This is a genomic window from Sphingomonas sp. PAMC 26605, assembly GCF_000241485.1.
GTDB lineage: Bacteria > Pseudomonadota > Alphaproteobacteria > Sphingomonadales > Sphingomonadaceae > Sphingomonas.
The window spans coordinates 948,350-969,389 of the sequence record NZ_JH584241.1; the positions used below are offsets into that span (position 1 = coordinate 948,350).

The 21,040-nt window shown below is 69.0% G+C and carries 16 protein-coding genes; 9 read left to right on the top strand and 7 right to left on the bottom strand.

The window, feature by feature from the left end:
* The first annotated feature begins 4 nt into the window (after window positions 1-4).
* From RH90_RS04265 to RH90_RS04280, 4 genes are all read left to right on the top strand, one after another.
* Entirely contained in the window at window positions 5-1,318 is a 1,314-nt protein-coding gene (locus RH90_RS04265; RefSeq protein ID WP_010184097.1) for an MFS transporter, read from the top strand.
* On the top strand, window positions 1,308-5,090 hold the full coding sequence (locus RH90_RS04270; RefSeq protein WP_010184098.1) for a LamG-like jellyroll fold domain-containing protein: 3,783 nt from the start codon (window positions 1,308-1,310) through the stop codon (window positions 5,088-5,090). Before RH90_RS04265 ends, RH90_RS04270 begins: the two co-directional genes overlap by 11 nt.
* Window positions 5,087-6,313, top strand: coding sequence for a DUF885 family protein (locus RH90_RS04275; RefSeq protein ID WP_010184099.1), 1,227 nt, complete (start codon window positions 5,087-5,089; stop codon window positions 6,311-6,313). Before RH90_RS04270 ends, RH90_RS04275 begins: the two co-directional genes overlap by 4 nt.
* Before the next feature lie 116 nt (window positions 6,314-6,429).
* Window positions 6,430-6,987, top strand: a complete 558-nt coding sequence (locus RH90_RS04280; protein ID WP_157134514.1) for a c-type cytochrome — start codon at window positions 6,430-6,432, stop codon at window positions 6,985-6,987.
* Between the two features lie 78 nt (window positions 6,988-7,065).
* Here the strand turns inward: RH90_RS04280 and RH90_RS04285 are convergent, their stop codons facing one another.
* From RH90_RS04285 to RH90_RS04315, 7 genes are all read right to left on the bottom strand, one after another.
* On the bottom strand, window positions 7,066-7,335 hold the full coding sequence (locus RH90_RS04285) for a hypothetical protein (protein ID WP_010184102.1): 270 nt from the start codon (window positions 7,333-7,335) through the stop codon (window positions 7,066-7,068).
* Complete coding sequence (locus RH90_RS04290; protein ID WP_010184103.1) at window positions 7,332-7,835, bottom strand: TspO/MBR family protein; 504 nt, start codon at window positions 7,833-7,835, stop codon at window positions 7,332-7,334. Before RH90_RS04290 ends, RH90_RS04285 begins: the two co-directional genes overlap by 4 nt.
* Window positions 7,832-9,049, bottom strand: a complete 1,218-nt coding sequence (locus RH90_RS04295) for a geranylgeranyl diphosphate reductase (RefSeq protein ID WP_010184104.1) — start codon at window positions 9,047-9,049, stop codon at window positions 7,832-7,834. The genes RH90_RS04290 and RH90_RS04295 overlap by 4 nt, the downstream gene beginning before the upstream one ends.
* Complete coding sequence (locus tag RH90_RS04300) at window positions 9,046-10,353, bottom strand: BCD family MFS transporter (protein ID WP_010184106.1); 1,308 nt, start codon at window positions 10,351-10,353, stop codon at window positions 9,046-9,048. Before RH90_RS04300 ends, RH90_RS04295 begins: the two co-directional genes overlap by 4 nt.
* On the bottom strand, window positions 10,350-11,261 hold the full coding sequence (gene chlG, locus RH90_RS04305; protein ID WP_010184107.1) for a chlorophyll synthase ChlG: 912 nt from the start codon (window positions 11,259-11,261) through the stop codon (window positions 10,350-10,352). Before chlG ends, RH90_RS04300 begins: the two co-directional genes overlap by 4 nt.
* A 75-nt stretch (window positions 11,262-11,336) precedes the next feature.
* Window positions 11,337-12,764 carry a transcriptional regulator PpsR gene (gene ppsR / locus RH90_RS04310; RefSeq protein WP_037492633.1) on the bottom strand — a complete coding sequence of 476 codons (1,428 nt, stop codon included), beginning with the start codon at window positions 12,762-12,764 and terminating at the stop codon, window positions 11,337-11,339.
* A 72-nt stretch (window positions 12,765-12,836) separates the two neighbouring features.
* Complete coding sequence (locus RH90_RS04315; RefSeq protein ID WP_010184110.1) at window positions 12,837-13,793, bottom strand: cobalamin B12-binding domain-containing protein; 957 nt, start codon at window positions 13,791-13,793, stop codon at window positions 12,837-12,839.
* Between the two features lie 163 nt (window positions 13,794-13,956).
* Between RH90_RS04315 and bchF the strand changes: the two genes are divergently transcribed.
* From bchF to RH90_RS04335, 5 genes are read left to right on the top strand one after another with little or no spacing between them, the layout of a single operon-like run.
* Window positions 13,957-14,484, top strand: coding sequence for a 2-vinyl bacteriochlorophyllide hydratase (bchF, locus tag RH90_RS04320; RefSeq protein WP_010184112.1), 528 nt, complete (start codon window positions 13,957-13,959; stop codon window positions 14,482-14,484).
* The gene (locus tag RH90_RS04325) at window positions 14,481-15,773 is read left to right on the top strand and encodes a ferredoxin:protochlorophyllide reductase (ATP-dependent) subunit N (protein ID WP_010184114.1); all 1,293 of its coding nucleotides are present in this window, start codon (window positions 14,481-14,483) and stop codon (window positions 15,771-15,773) included. The genes bchF and RH90_RS04325 overlap by 4 nt, the downstream gene beginning before the upstream one ends.
* Window positions 15,774-15,813: 40 nt before the next feature.
* Window positions 15,814-17,199, top strand: a complete 1,386-nt coding sequence (gene bchB / locus RH90_RS04330) for a ferredoxin:protochlorophyllide reductase (ATP-dependent) subunit B (protein WP_010184115.1) — start codon at window positions 15,814-15,816, stop codon at window positions 17,197-17,199.
* A 14-nt stretch (window positions 17,200-17,213) separates the two neighbouring features.
* Window positions 17,214-17,321 (top strand): light-independent protochlorophyllide reductase subunit B, encoded by a 108-nt coding sequence (locus tag RH90_RS24735; RefSeq protein WP_010184116.1) that lies wholly within the window; start codon window positions 17,214-17,216, stop codon window positions 17,319-17,321.
* A complete protein-coding gene (locus tag RH90_RS04335) occupies window positions 17,311-21,030 on the top strand; it encodes a magnesium chelatase subunit H (RefSeq protein ID WP_010184117.1) in 3,720 nt (1,239 codons plus the stop codon). The genes RH90_RS24735 and RH90_RS04335 overlap by 11 nt, the downstream gene beginning before the upstream one ends.
* Window positions 21,031-21,040: the final 10 nt, after the last annotated feature.

The window sequence follows — 21,040 nt, forward strand, 5'->3', positions numbered from 1 at the left end:
GAGCATGGCGACGGCCGAATTTCCGATCGACACGGGCCCGGCAAGCGTGGGGGGCGCGGCAAGCGTGGCGGGCGCCGCCGGGCGCTATCGCTGGGTGATCTGCGGCCTGCTCTTCGCCGCGACTGCGATCAACTATGTCGACCGGCAGATGATCGGGCTGCTCAAGCCCAACATCTCGGGCGAATTCGGCTGGGACGAGAACGCCTATGCCGACATAGTCTTCTGGTTCCAGGCGGCGTACGCGATCGGCTATATCAGCTTCGGGTCGATCGTCGATCGGCTGGGCGCGCGCGTCGGCTATTCGGTCGCGTTCGTCATCTGGACGCTCGGCCACACGCTGTGCGGCTTCGCCGGATCGACCTTGCAGTTCGCCGCCGCGCGCGCGGTGCTGGGTCTCGGCGAATCGGGCAATTTCCCGGCCGGCATCAAGGCGGTGTCGGAATGGTTTCCGGCGCGCGAGCGCGCGTTCGCGACCGGGCTGTTCAACGCCGGCGCCAATATCGGCGCGGTCATCACCCCGCTGATCGTACCCGCGATCACGCTCGCCTTCGGCTGGCGGATGGCGTTCATCGTCACCGGCGTGGCGAGCCTCGTCTGGCTCGTCGCGTGGATCGCAATCTATCGCCGTCCGCGCGAACAGCCGCGCGTCTCCGCCGCCGAGCTCGCCTATATCGAGAGCGACCCCGCCGACCCGGCGCAGAAGATCGCCTGGACGCGCCTCCTCGGCTATCGCGAAACCTGGGCCTATGCACTCGGCAAGTTCCTGATCGATCCGATCTGGTGGCTCTTCCTGTTCTGGACGCCCGATTTCCTGTCCAAGGCGTATCACCTCGACCTCAAGAGCTTCGGCCCGCCGCTCGTCGTGATCTATCTGATCTCCGATTTCGGCAGCATCGCCGGCGGCTGGTCGTCATCCAAGCTGATGAAGCGCGGCTGGTCGGCCAATCGCGCGCGCAAAACGACGATGCTGGTCTGCGCCTTCCTCGTCATGCCGATCTTCTTTGCGCAATATGTCGCCAATCTATGGGCGGCGGTGGCGATCGTCGGGCTGGCGACCGCGGCGCACCAGGCCTTCTCGGCCAATCTCTACACGATCCCGTCGGACATGTTTCCGCGAAAAGCGGTCGGCTCGGTCGTCGGGATCGGCGGGATGGTCGGCGCGATCGGCGGGATGGGGATGGCTAAGTTCACCGGCTATATCCTGCAGACGACGGGCAGCTACACGCTGATCTTCGCGGTCGCGGGCAGCGTCTATCTGATCGCGGTCGGGGTGATCCACTTGCTCTCGCCGCGGCTGGCGCGTGTCGATGCGCTGTAAGCTCGCCCTGACGAGCCTGGCCGCAATCGCCGTCGCCTCGCCGGCGATCGCGCAGGAAAAGGACGGCCTGCTGTTCCGCGTCTCGGCCGATACGAGCCTGACCGCCGACGTGGCGGCTGGCGATCCCGTACCAAACTTCCGCAGCAATGTCGGTGTCGTCCCCGACGGCGCGATCGGCGGCGCGGCGCGCTGGGCCGACGACGGCTATGTCGCGTGGAAGGCGCCCGGCAACATGCGCGCCGGGCGCGGCACGCTGAGCTTCTTCTGGCGGCCGCGCGAGCCGCTCGGGCAAGCGCCGTTCGTGATCTTCCGCGCAGGGTTCGCCGATCATACCAGCTGGGACATGGCGTTCCTGCGGATCGACTGGAACGGCCACGGCTTCGATGCCTTCGTCACCGACGCCAATCTGTCGCGCATCCGCGTTTCCTGGACGATCCCGCAGACACCTGCGGCCGATGCGTGGAAGCATATCGCGTTCGGCTGGGACGAGACCAAGGGCGTGCAGCTCTTCGTCGACGGCGCGCTGGTTGCGCGCAAGGATCAGGTCGCCGATCTCGATTCGGGGCTCGACCAGTTCGGACTCGCCGGACGCGTGATCTCGCCGCACCAGGTGCAGAGCCGCTACCATTTCATGCGCGGCAGCGATCTCGACGAGATCCGCGTGTACGACCATCTGCTCGATCCCGCCGGCATTGCGGCACTCGCTGCGAAGCGCGAGCCCGCCGCCGTCCCCGCCGACACCGCTGGCCGCCGCACCGCCTGGCTCCATCGCTATGGCTGGGACAAGACGCTCCCGCCGGTGCTCGACGCGCCCGCCACCATGGTGCGGAAAGTCGAGTTCGCGGACGCGAAGGATCTCAAAGAATGGATGTGGAAAGGCGTCGACGGCATTGCCGAGACGACCTGGCCGGGCGTCTACAACCGCTCGAAGCTCCCCGGGCGCGACGACTATTTCGAGCTGCCCGACTGGAACGTCTATGTCGAAGGCGGCAAGCGCTACGATTTGACCGTGCCGGCGGGCGAGCGCTTCAACCGCGTCGAGATCCGCGGTGCGGCATACGGCGCGCTCTCCTGGTCGAATGGTGCCACATCCACTCTGCTCGCGACGCGCGCGAAGGGCGTCGTGCGCAGTGTCACCACTGCGCCCGAGCGGCAGGGCGGGACGCTGAGATTCGTCAACACGATGCAGGAGCAGCCGATCCAGGAGCTGTGGGCGTATGACGTCCGCCCCGGCGCCGAGCCCGCCGGACGCTTCAAACTGTCCTACACGATCGACGCCAACGCCTCGACGCGCATCGCCGCGCTCGGCCCGCTCGAAACCTTTATCGCCGGGCGATACGCCCCCGACGAACGCAGCACCGTCGTCGCGCTGCCGAGCGCGGGGATCAAGGCCGCCGTCGGCGCGGGTGCCGCGGGTGCCGGCGCACCGGTGCAGCCACGAACGCCCGGCCTGCCGATCGTCCATGTGCTGATCCCGGCAAGCTTCGGCGACGCCTATCCCGACGCGCCGCTGGCGCGCGCGTTCGATTACGGCTGGCAGAACCTCCACGACGGCCTCGACGGCATCGCGATCGACCTGCCCGCGCTGAAAGGCAGCGGCCCTATCGCGCTCGCCATCCGCGTGAAGGACCCGATCTGGCCCGCGCGCGACATGATCGACCTGTCGGTGTCGGTCCGCCCGGGCGAAGCGCGCACGCTATGGCTCGATTTGCGCGACCGCATCCTGTCGAACGACAGCCTGTATCTCAGCGTCGCATCGAACGACGCCAGCTTCGACGCCGCCGCGATCAACGGCGCCAAGATCAGGCTCGTGTTCAAGGACCGCGCCGCCGCGCTGCCCGAGCACATCGCCGACCGGCTCAGCCAGGTGAAGGACAATTGGGGCTTTCTCGTCGAGGAGCACACCGCCTCGAAGCGCGAGGCGCTCTACGCGCGCGTGTTCGGCGACATCGGCGACCTGCTCCGCGTCGATCCCGACAATGTGCTCGCGCGGCAATATTGGGCCGACATCGACTATCGCCCCGAGAACATGCCCGCCTTCGTCCAGCCGACCGCCCCCGCCGGCGTGCCGCTCTGGGCGTTCCGTCAGCTCGAGGATCTCAAGCTGACGAAGCAATTCGTCGATTGGTGGATCGACCATCGCCAGGTCCCGTACGGCGATTTCGGCGGCGGCATCTCCGACGATACCGACCTGACGCAGCAATGGCCCGGCCTCGCGCTGATGGGGGTCGAGCCCGACAAGATCAACGCCTCGCTCCGCGCGCTCGCTGACGCATCGTACAAGAACGGCATGCGCGTGAACGGCCTCGGCTATATCACCACCGACGAGCTCCACGCCTATGAAGAAGGGCTCAATTCGGACGCCGAGCGGCTCTATCTGAATTGGGGCGAGCCGATCGCGATCGAGCGGCTGATGGCGACCGCCAAGGCGCTGCAGGGCGTGATCCTCAAGAACCCCGCCGGCCATGTCCACTTCGCCAGCAACTGGTACGGCGGGCGGATGATGTACCGCGAGGGCGCATTCGAATGGCAGAAGCCGTATAGCTGGACCGTGCTGCACGCGCCGATCCTGCTCGGCCTGTACAACGGCAATGCCGCCGCGCGCGGCCTCGTAACCGGCACCGTCGATGGCTGGATGGCGCACGGCAAACAGGGCCCCGACGGGCTTTGGTCCTATCCCAACGAGATCAACTGGCGCAGTGACGCCACCCGCGTCGGCGATGGCGGCGGGGTGACGACGCCGCTGCAATCGGCCTGGGCGGCGTGGCGCTTCACCGGCGACGTGAAATATCTCCGCCCGATCGAAACCCGCATCGCCAGGGGCGGCGGCGGCGCGCTTGCCGAGTTCAACGAGAACGCCTTCACCGCGCTGCCCCAAGGCCCGACGTTGCTCGCCCGCGCGGCGAAGGGCGACGAGGCCTTTGCGCGCTATGCCGCCTGGTCGGCGAGCGGCGATGTCGGCGCGCTTGCCGCGCTCCATGCCGATGCGATCGCCGACAAGACGCAGCACATGGCGATGTATACCGAGGGCCATTGGTGGACCGACCGCGTCGAGCAGCCCAACGAGATCCTCCAGCGCGAGCGGCTCGGCGGGATCGCGCTCCGGCGCAACCAGACCTGGCCCGGCAATACGGTGAGTTGGCGCTTCGCCGAGCCAGGCGCGGCGGAGCAGGTCGCGATCCTGCTCCCGAACGCGACGACGACGCATTTCCGCGTGCTCGGCTACAACACGAGCACGACGGTGCAGGCCGCAACGATGACCGCTTGGAACGTCACCGCCGGGCGCTGGTCGATGACACGCGGCACCACGAGCGACGACGGAAAGACGATCACCGCAGCCGAAGCGCCCATGGCGATCGCGCTCGAGCGAAGCGCCGGCGTTCCGGTGTCCTTCACCCCGGGGGCGATGACGGTCTATGATTTCACGCTCGTCACGCCCACGGCGCCGGTCGAGACTCGGCCGGATCTCGGAATCGGCCGCGACGACATCCGGGTCGAAGGGCGCACGGTGCGGGTCACCGTGCATAGCCTCGGTGCGGTGGCAACGCCGCCCGCGCGCGTCTCGCTATGGGGCGATGCGATGATCGCGAGCGTCGCGCTCGCCCCGCTCCCGGCGCCGAACGATCTGCTGCCGCATACTGCGACCGTCACGCTGACAATCCCGGCAGGCCGCGCCCTGCGCGATCTCGCGGTGCAGGTCGATCCGGTCGATGGCGCAGCCGAGGTCACGCGACAGAACAACCGCGTCGCGCTCGCCGACCGCGCACGATGACGACGCGGCGCGCGATGCTCGCGGGCGGCGCTGCGCTCGCGGTGACGCCATGGCGGGCCGGAGCGGCCGCGAACGCGCTTCGCACCGCGCTCGACGCCGCACGAGCGCAGCGCGATCCGGTGGTGGCGTTGCGCACGCTGGAGCAATTCGAACCGGCATTGCTGCCGCCCGCCGCACGCCTCGATCTGACCACGGCGCGCGCAGGGCTCGCGATCGACGCCGCGATCGCCGCGCGCGGTATCGATCCACGCGCCAAACCGGCGGCGACGCGGGACGCCACGCTGCTGACGCTCCTGCTCCGCCGAAAGGTCGGCGACGGAATCGCGCTCGATGCCGTGACGCGGCGGCTCGAGCAGGAGCGCGCGCAGGCCGAAACGCGCGCCGCCCGGCTCTTCCGCGACATCGGCATAAGCGGTGCGAGCACCGGCGCGTGCTTCACGCGCCTGTGGCAGGACGCGCACGCGCTCTATCCCGATTCGGATGCCGGTCGCGACGCCGCAGTCGCCGAGATGAACCGATGGCTGGCGCTGTTCGCGGCGGACGTGCCCGCGCTGATCGGACCGGTACCGCCCTATTGCCGCGATGTCGCGGCGATCCGCCCGAGCGCGGCCGACCTCGCAACGGGCCATGTCGGCGTCCGCACCCTGCCCACCCCCGGCCATCCCGGCGGCTACATCGTCGATCTCACGCAGGTCCGCGATCGCCCGCGCTGGACGCTGCCGAGCGTCGTCGCGCACGAACTGCTGCCCGGCCACATGATCCAGCTCCCGATCGAGGCGCTCGCCGATCCGCATCCGCTGCGGCTCGATTACGCACCGTGCTTTCCGGAAGGCTGGAGCATCGCGATCGAACAGGCGATCGCCGACACCGGCGCTTATGCGCACGATCCACGCGCCGCGCTCGGCCAGCTGCACTGGCGATTGTTCCGGATCGGCCGCGCGCTGGTCGACCTCGCGATCCACTGCCAAGGCCAGTCGCTCGATGCGGCGCGCGCGCAGCTCGTCGCGTGGCAGGGCGAGCCCGTCGCCTTCGCGCCGTTCGACGCCGATCTCGCACGGATCGCGCACGATCCGATGACGCGCACCGCCGAGATGCTGGCCGCGCTGGCGATCGAGGACGGCGCGCGCGGGCGCAGCGGTGCCGCGCTCCGCCGCTATCATCAGGCGCTGCTGATCGACGGCCGGATGCGCAGCGAGGAGATCGGCCGGCGCGCCGAAACGTGACGGACGCCACCGTCCGCCCCACGATCGACCGAGTGTCAAAGTGTCTGGACAGACATGCCCCGATAGTGTCGAATACGCCAAGCGGGAGAGTCTAAACGACCAACAGGAGCAGGATCATGCGCACACCATCAACGATGCGGATTGGCCACCTTATCTTCGGCGTTTCGTGCGCCGCGCTCGCGATGACGGCGTTCGCAAAAAAGACCGAAGACACCAGCACCAGTACGACGACTGAAACCACCGCGGCGGCCACGACGCCGGCCGCGGCACCCGCCGGCGCGCCGGCAACGACGCCAGGCGCCGCTGCGCCCGCGGTCGCCGCTGACAATACCGACACGATCGCCGGGGTGAAGCTCGCCGCCTATACGGGCGACGCGAAGAAGGGCGAGGCCGACTTCCTTACCTGCAAGACATGCCATGCGATCGAAGCGGGGGTGAACAAGATCGGGCCGTCGCTGCACGGAGTCGTCGGGCGCAAGGCCGGGATCATCCCCGGCTTCGTCTATTCGACCGCCAACAAGAATAGCGGCATCACCTGGACCGAGGACAAGCTCTTCCAGTATCTCGAGAATCCGCAGCGCGTCGTGCCGGGGACCAAGATGACCTTCGCGGGCTGGCCGACCGACCCGCAGAAGCGCGCCGACGTCATCGCCTATCTCAAGGCGAATTCCTGACGCTCGCGTGATCACGGGCCGTCGCGGGGCCAGCCCCGCGACGGCGCGGATCGCACCGTCGCCGCCGGATCAGCCGGATCAGCCGGCGCGGCGCGTGCGTGACATCACGTCCGCCAGATGCGCCGGGAACGACAGCGCCAGCGCCAAGGCAACCCATGGCCAGGCGAGCCCGATCAACGCCGCACGCACCGCCAGCAGCAAGGCCGCGCCCGGCAAGAGGCACAGCACCGCGGCGCCCGGCGGCCAGTTGCGCCATCGCACCAGCCAGACCGCCTCGACCAGCAGCACGCCGAGAATCACGTCGATCGCATGCCCCTGCGCATAGAGCCAGGTCGCGACCCCGTTCACCCGAACGGGCCGTTGAGCCGCGCGATCGTCATCGTCAGATAGCCCGCGAAAGTGACCCCGCCGAGATACGGCAGCAGCAGCAAGGCGGCAGCAAGCGAGCGCGGCCACAGCGTATAGATCCACAGCGCGATCGCGACCCACCACGCCACCGCGTCGATCGCCGCCCAATCGGGCCGGTGGAGCCGGAAGAACAACAGACTCCACACGATGTTGAGCAAGCCGCTGAGCGCGAACAGCCCGATCATCCACTCGGCGCCGTGCCGATCGGGGATCGCGCGCCAGCCGGTGACCGCGGCGCAGGCGGTGATCAGATAGAGCGTCGTCCAAGCGACGCCATAGGCCGCGTCGGGCGGCGACCAGCGCGGCTGCGCAAGGCCATGATACCAGGCGCCGGTTTCGGTGATCGTCCCGCCCATCACCACGACGACCAGCGCGGCGAGCGCCGCGGCCGCGACCGGCAAGCCCCAGGCGGGGTGCAGCAGGGGCGCGTGGCGCCTCATGCCGGCGCCAGCCCGAGCAGATGGCGCATGTCCTTGAGGAAGATCCGGAGATGCGCGGCGGGCTCGGCGCGGACGAGCCGCTTGTGCATATAGGCGTCCCAGGTCAGCCGCTGGACATCGGGATCGGCACACATTTTGACGAAGCGCTCGCGCCGCTTGTCATTGGCGTACCAGAAATATTGCAGGATCCCGAGAATCCAGAACACCCGGCCATGCGCCCGCAGAAAGCGTTTGCGCGCCTGTCGTAGCGCCGCCGCCTTGCCCGTCGCGAGATAGGCCTCGATCGCTTCGGCGGCATAACGCCCCCCCGCCATCGCGTAATAGATGCCTTCACCCGAGGCGGGTGCGACGACGCCCGCGGCGTCGCCCGCGACGAGCACGTCGCGGCCATTGTCCCAGCGCTTGAGCGGCTTGAGCGGGATCGGCGCGCCTTCGCAGCGCAGCGTCTCACAGGCATCGAGCCCGGTCTGCGCGCGCAGCGCGGCGACCGATGCGCGCAGGCCGAACCCTTTGCGCGCGCTGCCGACGCCGATGCTCGCAGTGTCGCCGTGCGGAAACACCCAGGCGTAGAAATCGGGCGAATGCTTGCCCTGATAGAAGACGTCGCAGCGCGCCGGGTCGAAATCGATGCCGCGGTCACCCCCGCCATCGCCCCCGCCATCGCCATCGCCGCCGCGCGGTGCGGCGATGATCTCGTGATAGGCGAAGACGCATGGCACCGGCGGTACGCCGACGAGTTGCGTCCGCGCCACTTCCGACCGCGCGCCGTCGGCACCGATCACGCAGCGCGTCGCGATCCGCTGCTCGGCCTCGCCGCGCGTCGCGCGCACGACGACGACCGGATGCCCGGCGTCGCGCTCGATCCGCACGAAGCGGCCTGTCAACCGCTCGGCCCCCGCGATGGCGGCGCGCGCGCGCAGCCATTCGTCGAAATCGGCGCGATCGACCAATCCGACAAAGCCGTCGCCGACAGGCATGTCGACCACTTTGGCCGAGGGGGCGACCATCCGCGCGGAGGTCGCGCGCGCGACGAGCAGATGCTCGGGGATCGCGAAATCGGCGATCGCGCGCGGCGGTATCGCCCCGCCGCACGGCTTGATCCGCCCGCCGCGGTCGAGCAGCAGCACGCGCCGCCCGCTTTGCGCGAGATCGGTCGCGGCGATCGCGCCGGCGGGCCCCCCGCCGATAACGACGCAATCGAAGTCGGGGGTCATATCGCCACCTCGCGGCCGATCGCGCCGACGCGGCGCGGGACGTCGATCGCCAGCGCAGCGGCGAGCAGGAACAGCACCGCCTCGGCGCCGAAGACGAGCATGAAGGTCTCGGGCAGCGATCCGATCAGCGCACGGCCCGCATCGACCGCGACCGCCCCGGTCAGCCCGCCCAATCCGAACGCGATCGCTTGCGCCGCCCCCCACACGCCCATCCGCAACCCCGCCTGCGAATCGCCGTCGGCGCCCGCCAGCGCCATCATCGCGCCGATCGCGGCGACCGCGAACACGCCGTTGGCGAAGCCGAGCGCGAAGATATTGGCGAGGATCGGCCAGCCCGGCCCGACGCGCGCGGCGAGCGCGAGCCCGCCCAGCGCCAGCGCCGAGCCGAAGCAGCCGCCGACGATCCAGCGCTGCAACCCCCCGCCGCGCCGCGTGTCGAACGCCCCGCCGCCGACTCCGGCAAGGATCATCCCGAGCAGCACGCCGCCATGCTGGATCCCCGAGATCTGCGTCGATTGGCTCGGCGTCATGCCGAAGCGCAAGCCGGTGAACGGCTCGAGGATCAGATCCTGCATCGCATAAGCGAGCATCGACATGAAGACGAAGCCGGTGAAGCCGCGCGCGCGCCGATCGGCCCAGAGTGCGGCAAGCGCCGGGCGCAAGGGTGCGGGCGGCTGGCGCGGGACGCCGGCTGCGGCTTGGCCGACACCTTCGACGCCCCAGATCGCGAGCGTCGCGATCACCACCGCCGCCCCGGCAATGCCATCCACCACCGATTGCAGCCGCGCGAACGAGAAGGGATCGACGAGCTTGCCGGCGACCCCCGCCGACACCGCGATCCCGGCGACCATCATGATCCAGGTGATCGCCGCAGCCGCCGCGCGGCGTTCGGGGGCGACGCGCGTCGCGAGCACCGCCAGCAGCGACGTCCCGGCGGCACCGACGCCCGCGCCGATCAGCGTGAAGCCGAGCACGGACAGCGCTACGCCCAACGCCGCCGAGCGCGGCATGATCCCGATCGCCGCGACCGCGAGCATCGCGCCGCCCGCGAGCACGACCATCCCGCCGATCACCCACGGCGTCCGCCGCCGCCCGGCGTCGGAGCCATGCCCCCAGAGCGGGCGCGCGAGCTGCACCGCATAATGCCACGCGACCAGTCCCGCCGGGAGCGCCGCAGGCAGCGCATATTCGACGACCATCACGCGGTTGAGCAGCGAGGTCGCCAGCATCACGATCGCGCCGATCGCGCTTTGCACCAGCCCGAGGCGGACGATGCCGATCCAGCCAAGGCCGGCGCGCGTCACAGCCCGAGCACTCCGCCGAGCGCGAGCGCCGTCGCGAGCATGCCGAGCACGTAGAGGCTCGTCCCCGTCGCATTGTACCACGGCGTGAAGCGCAGCGGATCGCGCAGCAACCGCGCCATCAAGGCGAGCTGCCCGACGAGCAACGCGGCGATCACGGCGGCGACGAGCTGATGCTGCCAGTGCAGCAACAGCGCGACCACGGCGCATTGCGGGACGACCATCACGACGCACGCCAGCCGCGCCGCCCGATCGACGCCGAGCGTCGCGGGTAGCGAGCGGATCCCCATCGCGCGGTCACCCGCGACCGCCTTGAAGTCGTTGAGCGTCATGATCCCGAACGCGCCGGCGCTGTAGAGCAGCAGGATCGCCATGATCCGCCGCGACGGAAAAGCCCCGGCCATCGCGGCGGCGCCGGTGAACCAGGTCAGCCCCTCATAGGTCAGTGCGACCGCGCTCGGCCCCCAGATGCCGCTTTGCTTCAGCCGCAAGGGCGGCGCGCTATAGGCCCAGGCAAAGGCCAGGCCGAGGCAGGTCGCGGCAAAGACCCAGCGATCGGTCGCCGCCGCCACGAGCAGCGCTGCGCCGGTGCCGATCACCGCGATCCACAAACCCCATTGACCCGCGATCCGGCCCGACGGGATCGGGCGGCCGGGCTCGTTGATCGCATCGACATGGCGATCGAACCAGTCGTTGACCGCCTGGCTGGTGCCGCACACCAGCGGCCCGACCAGGGCAATCCCCGCGATCAGAAACGGCCAGCGGCTAGAAAGCGGTATCCCGGCCGACGCGACGCCGCACAGAAACGCCCAGATCGGCGGAAACCAGGTGATCGGCTTGAGCAGCTCGACGACATCGCGGAACCGCGGAGGCTGCGCAGCAGCGAGCGAAAGAGTCGTCACACGTGCCATCAGACGAGGCTATGGCGACGCCGCGGCGTCGTCAAATTATTTTGACAATGCCGATGTCAATATTTGTTGTCGGCCTCAATTGTCGCCCGAGACGAGGTTTCCGAGCCCGTGCCGATGGAGCTTCGAATAGAGGCTCTGTCGGCTGACCCCCAGGATCTCGGCGGCCGACGCGCGATTGTCCGAGGTATAGGCCAATGCCGCTTCGATGCAGAGCCGCTCGATCAGATCGGTCGATTCGCGGACGATGTCCTTTAGCGACATCCGCCCGACCAGCTCGGTCAATTGCTCGACCGAGCGCGGCACGTCGCGGTCCGCCGTCACGACGCTGCGCAGCCGCCGCCCGACATTGCGGATGGTGAAGCCGTAGCAGGTCGAGTCGTCCTGCGGTGCGGCGACCCCCGACAGCTCGATCTCCTCCTGCGCGCCATTTTCGCCGCGGAGGATGGTCGCGACGTTGCGCACCGTATCATGCTCGCGGATCTGCGCGACGATCAGGTCTAGATCGATCCCGGGGCGCCCGAGCCAGGTTCCGAGCGGGGCGCCGACCACGCGGTCGGCGGATGCCACGCCCGCCAGTTCGACGAATGCGGCATTGGCGACGAGGATCGTCAACGCGGCATCGGTCAGCACAAAGGCGTCGGGCATTTGCTCGATTACCGCACCGACCACCGCGGCATGCGACGAAACCGCCGGAGTCGCCGCCGCGGCCACGATCCGAACCAGCAGCAATGCGGCACGCCCCTGGCGGAATAGCCGTACCGAGACGTGCGCATTGCCGCGGTCTCCGGCAAGCCGGATCGCGACCGGCGCGAGATCGTCGCTCGCGCCCGCGGCGCCGAGATGCGCGATGAACCCGTCGCGATCCTCGGGCGCGACGATCGTCGCGATCGGCTGATCGGCGAGCGCGCCTTCCTTGAGCCCGAGCAGATCCAGCGCCGCCGGATTGCTTTCGCGGATCCGACGCGTCGCGGCGTCGACGATCAGGATCGGCTCGGTCCCGAGATCGAACAGCATGCGATAGCGCGCCTCGGCCTGGCGCAGCTTGATATAGTCGCGCTCGAGCGATTGCTGCGTCTGGAGCAGGCGCTGCTGCAGCGCGGCGGCGGCGCGCATCTCGCGTCCGATCGCGATCGCGCTGCCGTCGGCGCCCGTTCTCACCACGAGATAGCGGATCGGCACTTCGCCACCACCGGTAAGCATGTGATTGACTTGCCGCCAGCGCGCCGGCTCGGTGCTGTCGACGAGCATCTCGACGATCTTTGGCTGACTGTCCATCGCGACGACATCGCGCCACGGCTGATCGACCCAGTCGCGCACCCCCTGCGCCTCGAGCTCGGCATTGGGGACGGCGATATCGCGGATCACGCCCGCCTTATCGATCACCAGCGCGACGTCGCCGATCGAGGCAAGCAGCGCCACCGCCGCGTGGGGCGCGAGACTCCGCGCGACCGTTTCGGGATCGGAAAAGGCATTGGGTGCAGGATGGGGGGGACGATCGTTCATCGCCAAACCGTTCATACTCCTGAAGTCCTTCGTCCCGCGGCCTGCCTGTGCCCGCGCGACCCGACAATGGGATCAGCCGGTCATCGACGCAACCATCTCCTGCGCCACCGCATCGACCAGCGCGCCCGCGACGCGGACTGCGGCACGCGCATCGGGCGCGGTCCCGTCGGCACCGACCGCGGCGGCGCGGCTGGCATCGAGGGCGAACACCCGGCCACCGACCATCACGCAAATCCGCGGATTGCAGGACGCCGCGCGGATGCCGCGGACGATCGAGGGCAAGGGCGCGATATGGCAGTCGCACGTGATCGTCAATCCGACCAGATCGAACCAATCGTCGCGAACGCGCTCGCACAGCACCGCAGGGCTCGCCTCGGCGACGCGATCGGTCAGCCAGCCATTGGCGCCGAACAGTTCGTCGACCACCACGGTCCCGAAACTGTGCTGGTCGCCCTCGAGCGAGGCGAACAGCGCGCGTCGGGCTGGGCCCGGGCTATGACGATCGGGCGTGGTGCGGCCGAAGATCTCGTGCACCACTTCCTGGAGCCGCCACAGACCCATCGTCACGTCGACGAAGTCGCACCGATCCTCTTCCCAGAACTGACCGAGCAGCCGCGCAGCCGGTGCGAGCAAATCGACCAGCAGCGTCTCGCGCGAAACACCGCGCGCGATCATCGCCTCGACATGCTCGAGCAATTCGTCGGCCTCGACCTGGAGCGCGAGCGGGGCGAACGCCGCCACCTCGGCTTGCTCGATATGGTCAGTTTGCGATCGCTCCGTCGCCGGGTGGGGCGCCGCATGCGCGACGAGCAGGCGCGGGATCACCTCGCGCTCGATCAGCTGGTTCAGCGCGCGCGCCTTGTCGATCCCGACACCGCGCTGAACGCCGTCGGGTCGCTGACGCGCGTTCCGATCGCGCAGGCGGTTAAACCGTGCGCGTCCGCGCTGGACGAATTCCTCGAACCTGATCACCGAAGCCACCCCGACTCTCCCGGTCTGGTTGATCACGCGATGTACGTCGGCGGCCATGTTTGGCTGGTCCGGCGACTCGCAGCCTATGCCTCTCGCAAGTGTCTGGCAACGCACTATCGATTCCGCGCTGCACCATTTGTCAGAAGTTTTATACGTCAAATTATATTGACACTCTTGGCAGGCGGGCTCAGTCTTCGGCGTGGGAGATGGAGCGGGAAAGATGCAGGCACGCCAGCGTTCCGACACGACAGCGCAACCCAATCCGCGGGGCGGATTGTACACGCCCGAGCAGCGGGTGCGCCGCGATGCGACGCGCTGGACGCTGGTCCAGGGCGTGCTGGCGCCGGTCCAGTTCCTCGTTTTCCTGGTGAGCACGGTGCTCGTCCTGCACTATCTCGCCACGGGTCACGGGGCGACCGTCGCGACCGTGTCGATCGTGCTCAAAACGCTGACCCTCTATACGATCATGATCACCGGATCGTTCTGGGAAAAGGCTGTGTTCGACCGCTGGCTGTTCGCCGACGCCTTCTTCTGGGAGGATGTCGTCAGCTTCCTCGTGCTGGCGCTGCACACCGCCTATCTGGTGATGCTGGTGTTCGCGATTGGCAGCGAACGCACACGGATGCTGCTCGCGCTCGCGGCGTATGCCACCTATATCGTCAACGCGACGCAGTTCCTCCTCAAATTGCGCGCGGCACGGTTGCAGGGTGGTGCGCGCGCGGCCGGGCTGCAGGCGGTGGCCGTATGACCGCGATGCCGCTTAGCCTCCCGACAAGCGCCGACTGCGCCAAGCCGGTGCGGAGCGTGCTGCGCGAGCGCGGCCAGCGCGAGGTGTTTTGCGGGCTGACCGGGATCATCTGGCTCCACCGCAAGCTGCAGGACGCCTTCTTCCTCGTCGTCGGTTCGCGCACCTGTGCGCATCTGCTGCAATCGGCGGCGGGCGTGATGGTGTTCGCCGAACCGCGCTTCGCGACCGCGATCATCGAGGAGCGCGATCTCGCCGGCATGGCGGACTGCAATGCCGAGCTCGATCAGGTCGTCGACCGACTGCTCGCGCGTCGCCCCGAGATCAAGCTGCTGTTCCTCGTCGGCTCCTGTCCGTCCGAAGTCATCAAGCTCGATCTGTCGCGCGCGGCGCAGCGGCTGTCGGCGAAACACGCGGGGACGACTCGCGTGCTCAATTATTCGGGCAGCGGGATCGAGACGACCTTTACCGAGGGCGAGGACGCCTGCCTCGCCGCGCTGGTGCCCGAGCTTCGCGCGAGCGAAACCGGGGCAGCGCCCGAGCTGATGATCGTCGGCGCGCTGCCCGATATGGTCGAGGACCAGTTCCTGCGGCTGTTCGCGCAGCTCGGGATCGCGACGGTGCGCAGCTTCCCCGCGCGGCGCGCAGATGCGATGCCGCCGGTCGGATCCAACACGCGCTTTCTGCTCGCGCAGCCGTTCCTCGGCGAGACTGCGCGCGCGCTCGAGGATCGCGGCGCGGTGCGGCTCGATGCGCTGTTCCCGTTCGGGGCGGAGGGGACGAGCGCATGGCTGCACGCGGCGGCGCAGGCCTTCGGCATCGATGAAATGCACTTCCGTTCGGTGATCGCGCCCGGTCGCGAACGCGCCAAACGCGCGATCGCGCATGCGCGCGACCGGCTCGCCGGCAAGCGCATCTTCTTCCTGCCCGACTCGCAGCTCGAACTCCCTCTGGCGCGCTTCCTGGCGCAGGAGCTTGGCATGGTGCCACTCGAAGTCGGCACGCCGTACCTGCACCGCGGCCATATGGCGCAGGAACTCGCGCTGCTGCCCGCGGACACCGTGATCAGCGAGGGGCAGGACGTCGACCGCCAGCTCGACCGCGTCCGCGCGGCACGGCCCGATCTCACCGTCTGCGGGCTCGGCCTCGCCAATCCGCTCGAGGCCGAAGGGCTGACGACAAAATGGGCGATCGAACTGGTCTTCTCGCCGATCCACGGTTTCGACCAGGCGGGCGACCTCGCCGACCTCTTCGCGCGACCGCTGCGGCGGCGCGACGTGTTGCAGGTATGAGCGGCGCCCGCGCCCGCGCTTCCGGCCTCCGGTGGCTGCCATGCAGCTGACCGTCTGGACCTATGAAGGCCCGCCGCATGTCGGCGCGATGCGCATCGCGACCGCGATGGAAGGCGTGCATTATGTCCTCCACGCGCCGCAGGGCGACACCTATGCCGATCTGCTGTTCACGATGATCGAGCGCCGCGGCAAGCGCCCGCCGGTCACCTACACGACCTTCCAGGCGCGCGATCTCGGCAAGGATACCGCCGCGCTGTTCCAGACCGCGGTGCGCGACGCGGTCGAGCGATTCGCGCCGCAAGCGCTGCTGGTCGGGGCGTCGTGCACCGCCGAGCTGATCCAGGACGATCCGGCCGGGCTCGCCTCTGCGCTGCGGCTGCCGATCCCGGTGATCGCGCTCGAACTGCCGAGCTATCAGCGCAAGGAGAATTGGGGCGCGGCAGAGACCTTCTATCAGTTGGTCCGCGCACTCTGCCCCGTAGCGAAAGCGGACGCGCGGCCTGCGCCGGCGCGCAAGACCGCGAACATCCTCGGGCCGACCGCGCTCGGCTTCCGGCACCGCGACGACGTGGTCGAGATCAGCCGCTTGCTCGAAACGCTCGGGATCGGCGTGAATGTCGTCGCCCCCTTGGGCGCGACCCCCGCCGATCTCGCGCGGCTCCCCGACGCCGATTTCAACATCTGCCTCTATCCCGAGATCGCCGATACCGCCTGTCGCTGGCTCGAACGCACCCATGGGCAGAAGACGGTACGCACCGTCCCGATCGGCCACGGCGCGACGCGCGACTTTATCGCCGAGGTCGCTGCGCTCGCCGGAGTCGACCCCGCCGCCGCGCTCGACACGTCGCGCCTGCCATGGTGGAGCCGGTCGGTCGATTCGACCTATCTCACCGGCAAGCGCGTCTTCATCTTCGGCGATGCGACGCATGCCGTCGCCGCGGCGCGCGTCGCGCGCGACGAGTTCGGTTTCGAAGTGGTCGGGCTCGGCTGCTACAATCGTGAATTCGCGCGCGACATCCGCACCGCCGCCGCGCTCTACGGGCTCGAGCCGCTGATCACCGACGACTATCTCGAAGTCGAGGACGCGATCGCCAGGCTGCAACCCGAGCTCGTGCTCGGCACGCAGATGGAGCGGCACATCGCCAAGCGACTGCGGATGCCGTGCGCGGTGATCTCGGCGCCGGTCCACGTCCAGGATTTCCCCGCCCGCTACAGCCCGCAAATGGGGTTCGAGGGCGCGAACGTGTTGTTCGACACCTGGGTGCACCCGCTGGTGATGGGGCTCGAGGAACATCTGCTGACGATGTTCCGCGACGATTTCGAGTTTTCGGATGCCGCGGGCGCGAGCCATCTGGGACACTCTTCTGCCCCCCTCCCGCAAGCGGGAGGGGAGATTGGAGTGCCGAAGCCGAGCGCGAGCTGCTGAAGATCCCGTTCTTCGTGCGCGGCAAGGCGCGCCGCAACACCGAGCGCTATGCCACCGAGCAGGGCATCGCCGCGATCACGCTCGACACGCTGTACGACGCGAAGGCGCATTATGCGCGCTAGCGTCGCCCTTCCGCGCTCGGACGCCGGGTCCGCCAGCGTCCGCGTCGTGATCGTCACGCTCGACAATCATCTGTCGGGCGCGGTCGAGCGCGCGCAGGTCCGGCTCGCGCGCGAGCATCCGGGCGTCACGATCGGCTTCCACGCCGCCGCCGATTGGGAGGAAAAGCCCGAGACGCTGGAAGCAGCGCGCGCCGACATCGCGCGCGGCGACGTGGTGTTGCTGACCATGCTGTTCCTCGAGGATCATATCCGCGCGGTGTTGCCGCAGCTCCAGGCTCGGCGTGAGGCGTGCGACGCGATGATCGGGCTGATGTCGGCGGGCGAAGTGGTGCGGCTCACGCGGATGGGCGACTATCGCATGGACCGCCCGAGCGGCGGGATGCTCGCCTTGCTCAAGAAGCTGCGCGGATCGCCCAAGCCGGGCGCGAGCGGCGGCGCCAAGCAGATGGCGATGTTGCGGCGGCTGCCCAAATTGCTGCGCTTCGTCCCCGGCACCGCGCAGGACGTGCGCGCCTATTTCCTGACGATGCAATATTGGCTCGCGGCGTCGGACGACAATGTCGTCGACATGGTCCGCGCGCTGGTCGATCGCTATGCCGCCGGACCGCGGCTGGTGTTGCGCGGCACGATGCGTGCAGTCGCGCCGCGCGACTATCCCGAGGTCGGCGTCTATCATCCCGCTTTGCCGGGCCGGATCGCCACCACCGCGACCGAACTTCCGCGCCACCGCGGCGCGAAGGGCCGGGTCGGGCTGCTGATGCTACGCTCCTACGTGCTCGCCAACGATGCCGGCCATTATGACGGGGTGATCGCCGCGCTCGAGGCGCGCGGGCTCGACGTGATCCCGGCCTTTGCCGGCGGGCTCGACGGGCGGCCCGCGATCGAGGCGCTGTTCCTGCGCGACGGCGTGCCGATCATTGATGCGGTGGTCAACCTCACCGGGTTCAGCCTGGTCGGCGGCCCCGCCTATAACGATGCCGCCGCCGCCGAAACGGTGCTCGCCGCGCTCGACATGCCCTATCTCGCCGCGCATCCGGTCGAATTCCAGACGCTCCAGGCATGGGGCGCGAGCCGCCAGGGGCTGTTGCCGCTCGAGGCGACGATGATGGTGGCGATCCCCGAGCTCGACGGGGGCACGGTGCCGATGGTGTTCGGCGGGCGATCGGACGGATCCGACTCGCCGTGCACCGGCTGCACGCGCGGCTGCACCTTCCCGGCCGGCAGCGCCGTCCGCGCGATGCAGGCCTGCAGCGAACGCGCCGAGATGCTCGCGGCGCGGGTCGCGAAGCTCGTCGCGCTGCGCCGCGCCGAAAATGCCGAGAAGCGCGTCGCGGTCGTGCTGTTCAACTTTCCGCCCAACGCCGGCGCGGCGGGCAGCGCGCAGTTCCTCAGCGTGTTCGCCTCGCTCCACGCGACGCTCGTGCGGCTCGCGCGCGAGGGGTATCAGGTCGAAATCCCCGCAACGGTCGATGCGCTGCGCGAGGCGATCCTCGGCGGCAATGCCGCGCGCTTCGGGACCGAGGCCAATGTCCACGCCAAGGTCGGCGCCGACACGATCGTCGCGCGCGAGACCTGGCTCGCCGAGATCGAGGCCGCCTGGGGGCCCGCGCCGGGCAGGCTGCAATCCGACGGCACCGCGGCGCAGATCCTCGGGCGCCAGTTCGGCAACGTCTTTGTCGGGCTGCAGCCCGCGCTCGGCTATGAGGGCGACCCGATGCGGCTGCTGTTCGAGGGGCGCTTCGCCCCGACGCACGCCTTTGCTGCTTTCTACCGCTGGCTGCGCGAGGATTTCCGCGCGCATGCGGTGCTGCATTTCGGGACGCACGGCAGCCTCGAATTCATGCCGGGCAAGCAGAGCGGGCTGAGCGCGATGTGCTGGCCCGACCGGCTGATCGGCGACCTGCCCAACATCTATCTCTACGCCGCGAACAATCCGTCCGAGGGCGTGCTCGCCAAGCGCCGCTCGGGCGCGACCTTGGTGTCGTATCTGACGCCCGCGCTGACCAATGCCGGCGTGTACAAGGGGCTCGCCGCGCTGAAAGCGTCGGTCGAGCGCTGGCGCGTGGCGGTCCCGGGGAGCGACGAAGCGCGCGATCTGGCCGAACTGATTGCCGATCAGGCAACCGATCTTGATCTCGATTGCGGCTCTCGCGGCGAGGCGCTGGCGCCGGACGGTGGCTGGATCGCCGACCTCGCCGCCCGCCTCTACGAAATCGAACGCGAGTTGATCCCGCAAGGGCTCCACGTCGCGGGCGAGGCGGCGAGTCGCGAGGAGCGGATCGCGATGATCGCCGCAACGCTTCAGGCGCGTGGCGAAACGCTGCCGCACGACACGATCGTCGCGCTGGTCGATGGCACGCGCGTCCCCGATACCGCAGTGTTGCGCGACATGGCCGTGCTCGACGCCGCGCTCTCCGCCAATGGCGAGATTGACGGGATCGTCGCCGCGCTCGCCGGCCGCTATATCCACCCGGTCACCGGCGGCGATCTGTTGCGCAACCCCGAAATCCTGCCGACCGGGCGCAACATCCACGGCTTCGACCCGTTCCGCATCCCCTCGGCCTTCGCGGTCAAGGACGGCGCGGCGCAGGCGCAGCGGCTGATCGAGCGCAGCCTCGCCGATGCGGGGCATCTGCCCGAGACGGTGGCGATGGTGCTGTGGGGCACCGACAACCTCAAGAGCGAAGGCGCGCAGATCGCACAGGCGCTCGCTTTGCTCGGCGCGCGGCCGCGCTTCGACAGCTATAACCGGCTGGCTGGCGCCGAACTGGTCCCACTGGAAGAGCTCGGTCGTCCGCGGATCGACGTCGTCGTCACGCTGTCGGGGGTGTTCCGCGACCTGCTGCCGCTTCAGACGCGGATGCTCGCGCAAGCCGCGTTGCTCGCGGCGGAAGCAGACGAGCCCGACGAGCAGAACTTCGTCCGGCGCCACGCCCGCGCACACGCCGCGGCGCAGGGCTGCGACCTCGAGACCGCGGCGCTGCGCGTCTTCTCCAATGCCGAGGGCGCGTATGGCGCGAACGTCAATCTGATGATCGACACCGGCGCCTGGACCGATCCCGACGAACTCGCCGACAGTTTCGAGCGGCAGAAGGGGTTCGCTTATGGCGTCAAGGGGGCGCCGGTGCGCCAGGCGGCGGTTCTCAAGGCCGCGCTCGAGACGGTCGACTGCGCGTATCAGAACCTCGAAAGCGTCGAACTCGGCATCACCAGCATCGACCAATATGTCGACACGCTCGGCGGGATCAGCCGCGCGGTCACGCGCGCTAAAGGCAGTGCGGCGCCGGTCTATATCGGCGACCAGACGCAAGGCGCCGGCAAGGTGCGGTCCCTACAGGAGCAAGTCGCGCTCGAGACGCGGACGCGCGTACTCAATCCGGTCTGGACCGAAGGACTGCTGCGCCACGGTTACGAAGGTGTCCGCCAGATCGAAGGCAGTGTGACGACGACGATGGGCTGGTCGGCGACGACCGGCGAGGTCGATCCGTGGGTCTATCAGCGGATCAGCGAAACCTATGTGCTCGACGCCGAGATGCGCGAGCGGATCGCCGCGCTCAATCCCAAGGCTTCCGCGCGCGTCGCCAACCGCCTGATCGAGGCGTCCGAGCGCAACTATTGGTCCCCCGACGCGGCGACGCTCGCCGCACTCCATGCCGCCAGCGATGAGCTCGAGGATCGTCTCGAGGGCATCGTCGCGGTCGCGGCATAAAGGAAATTCC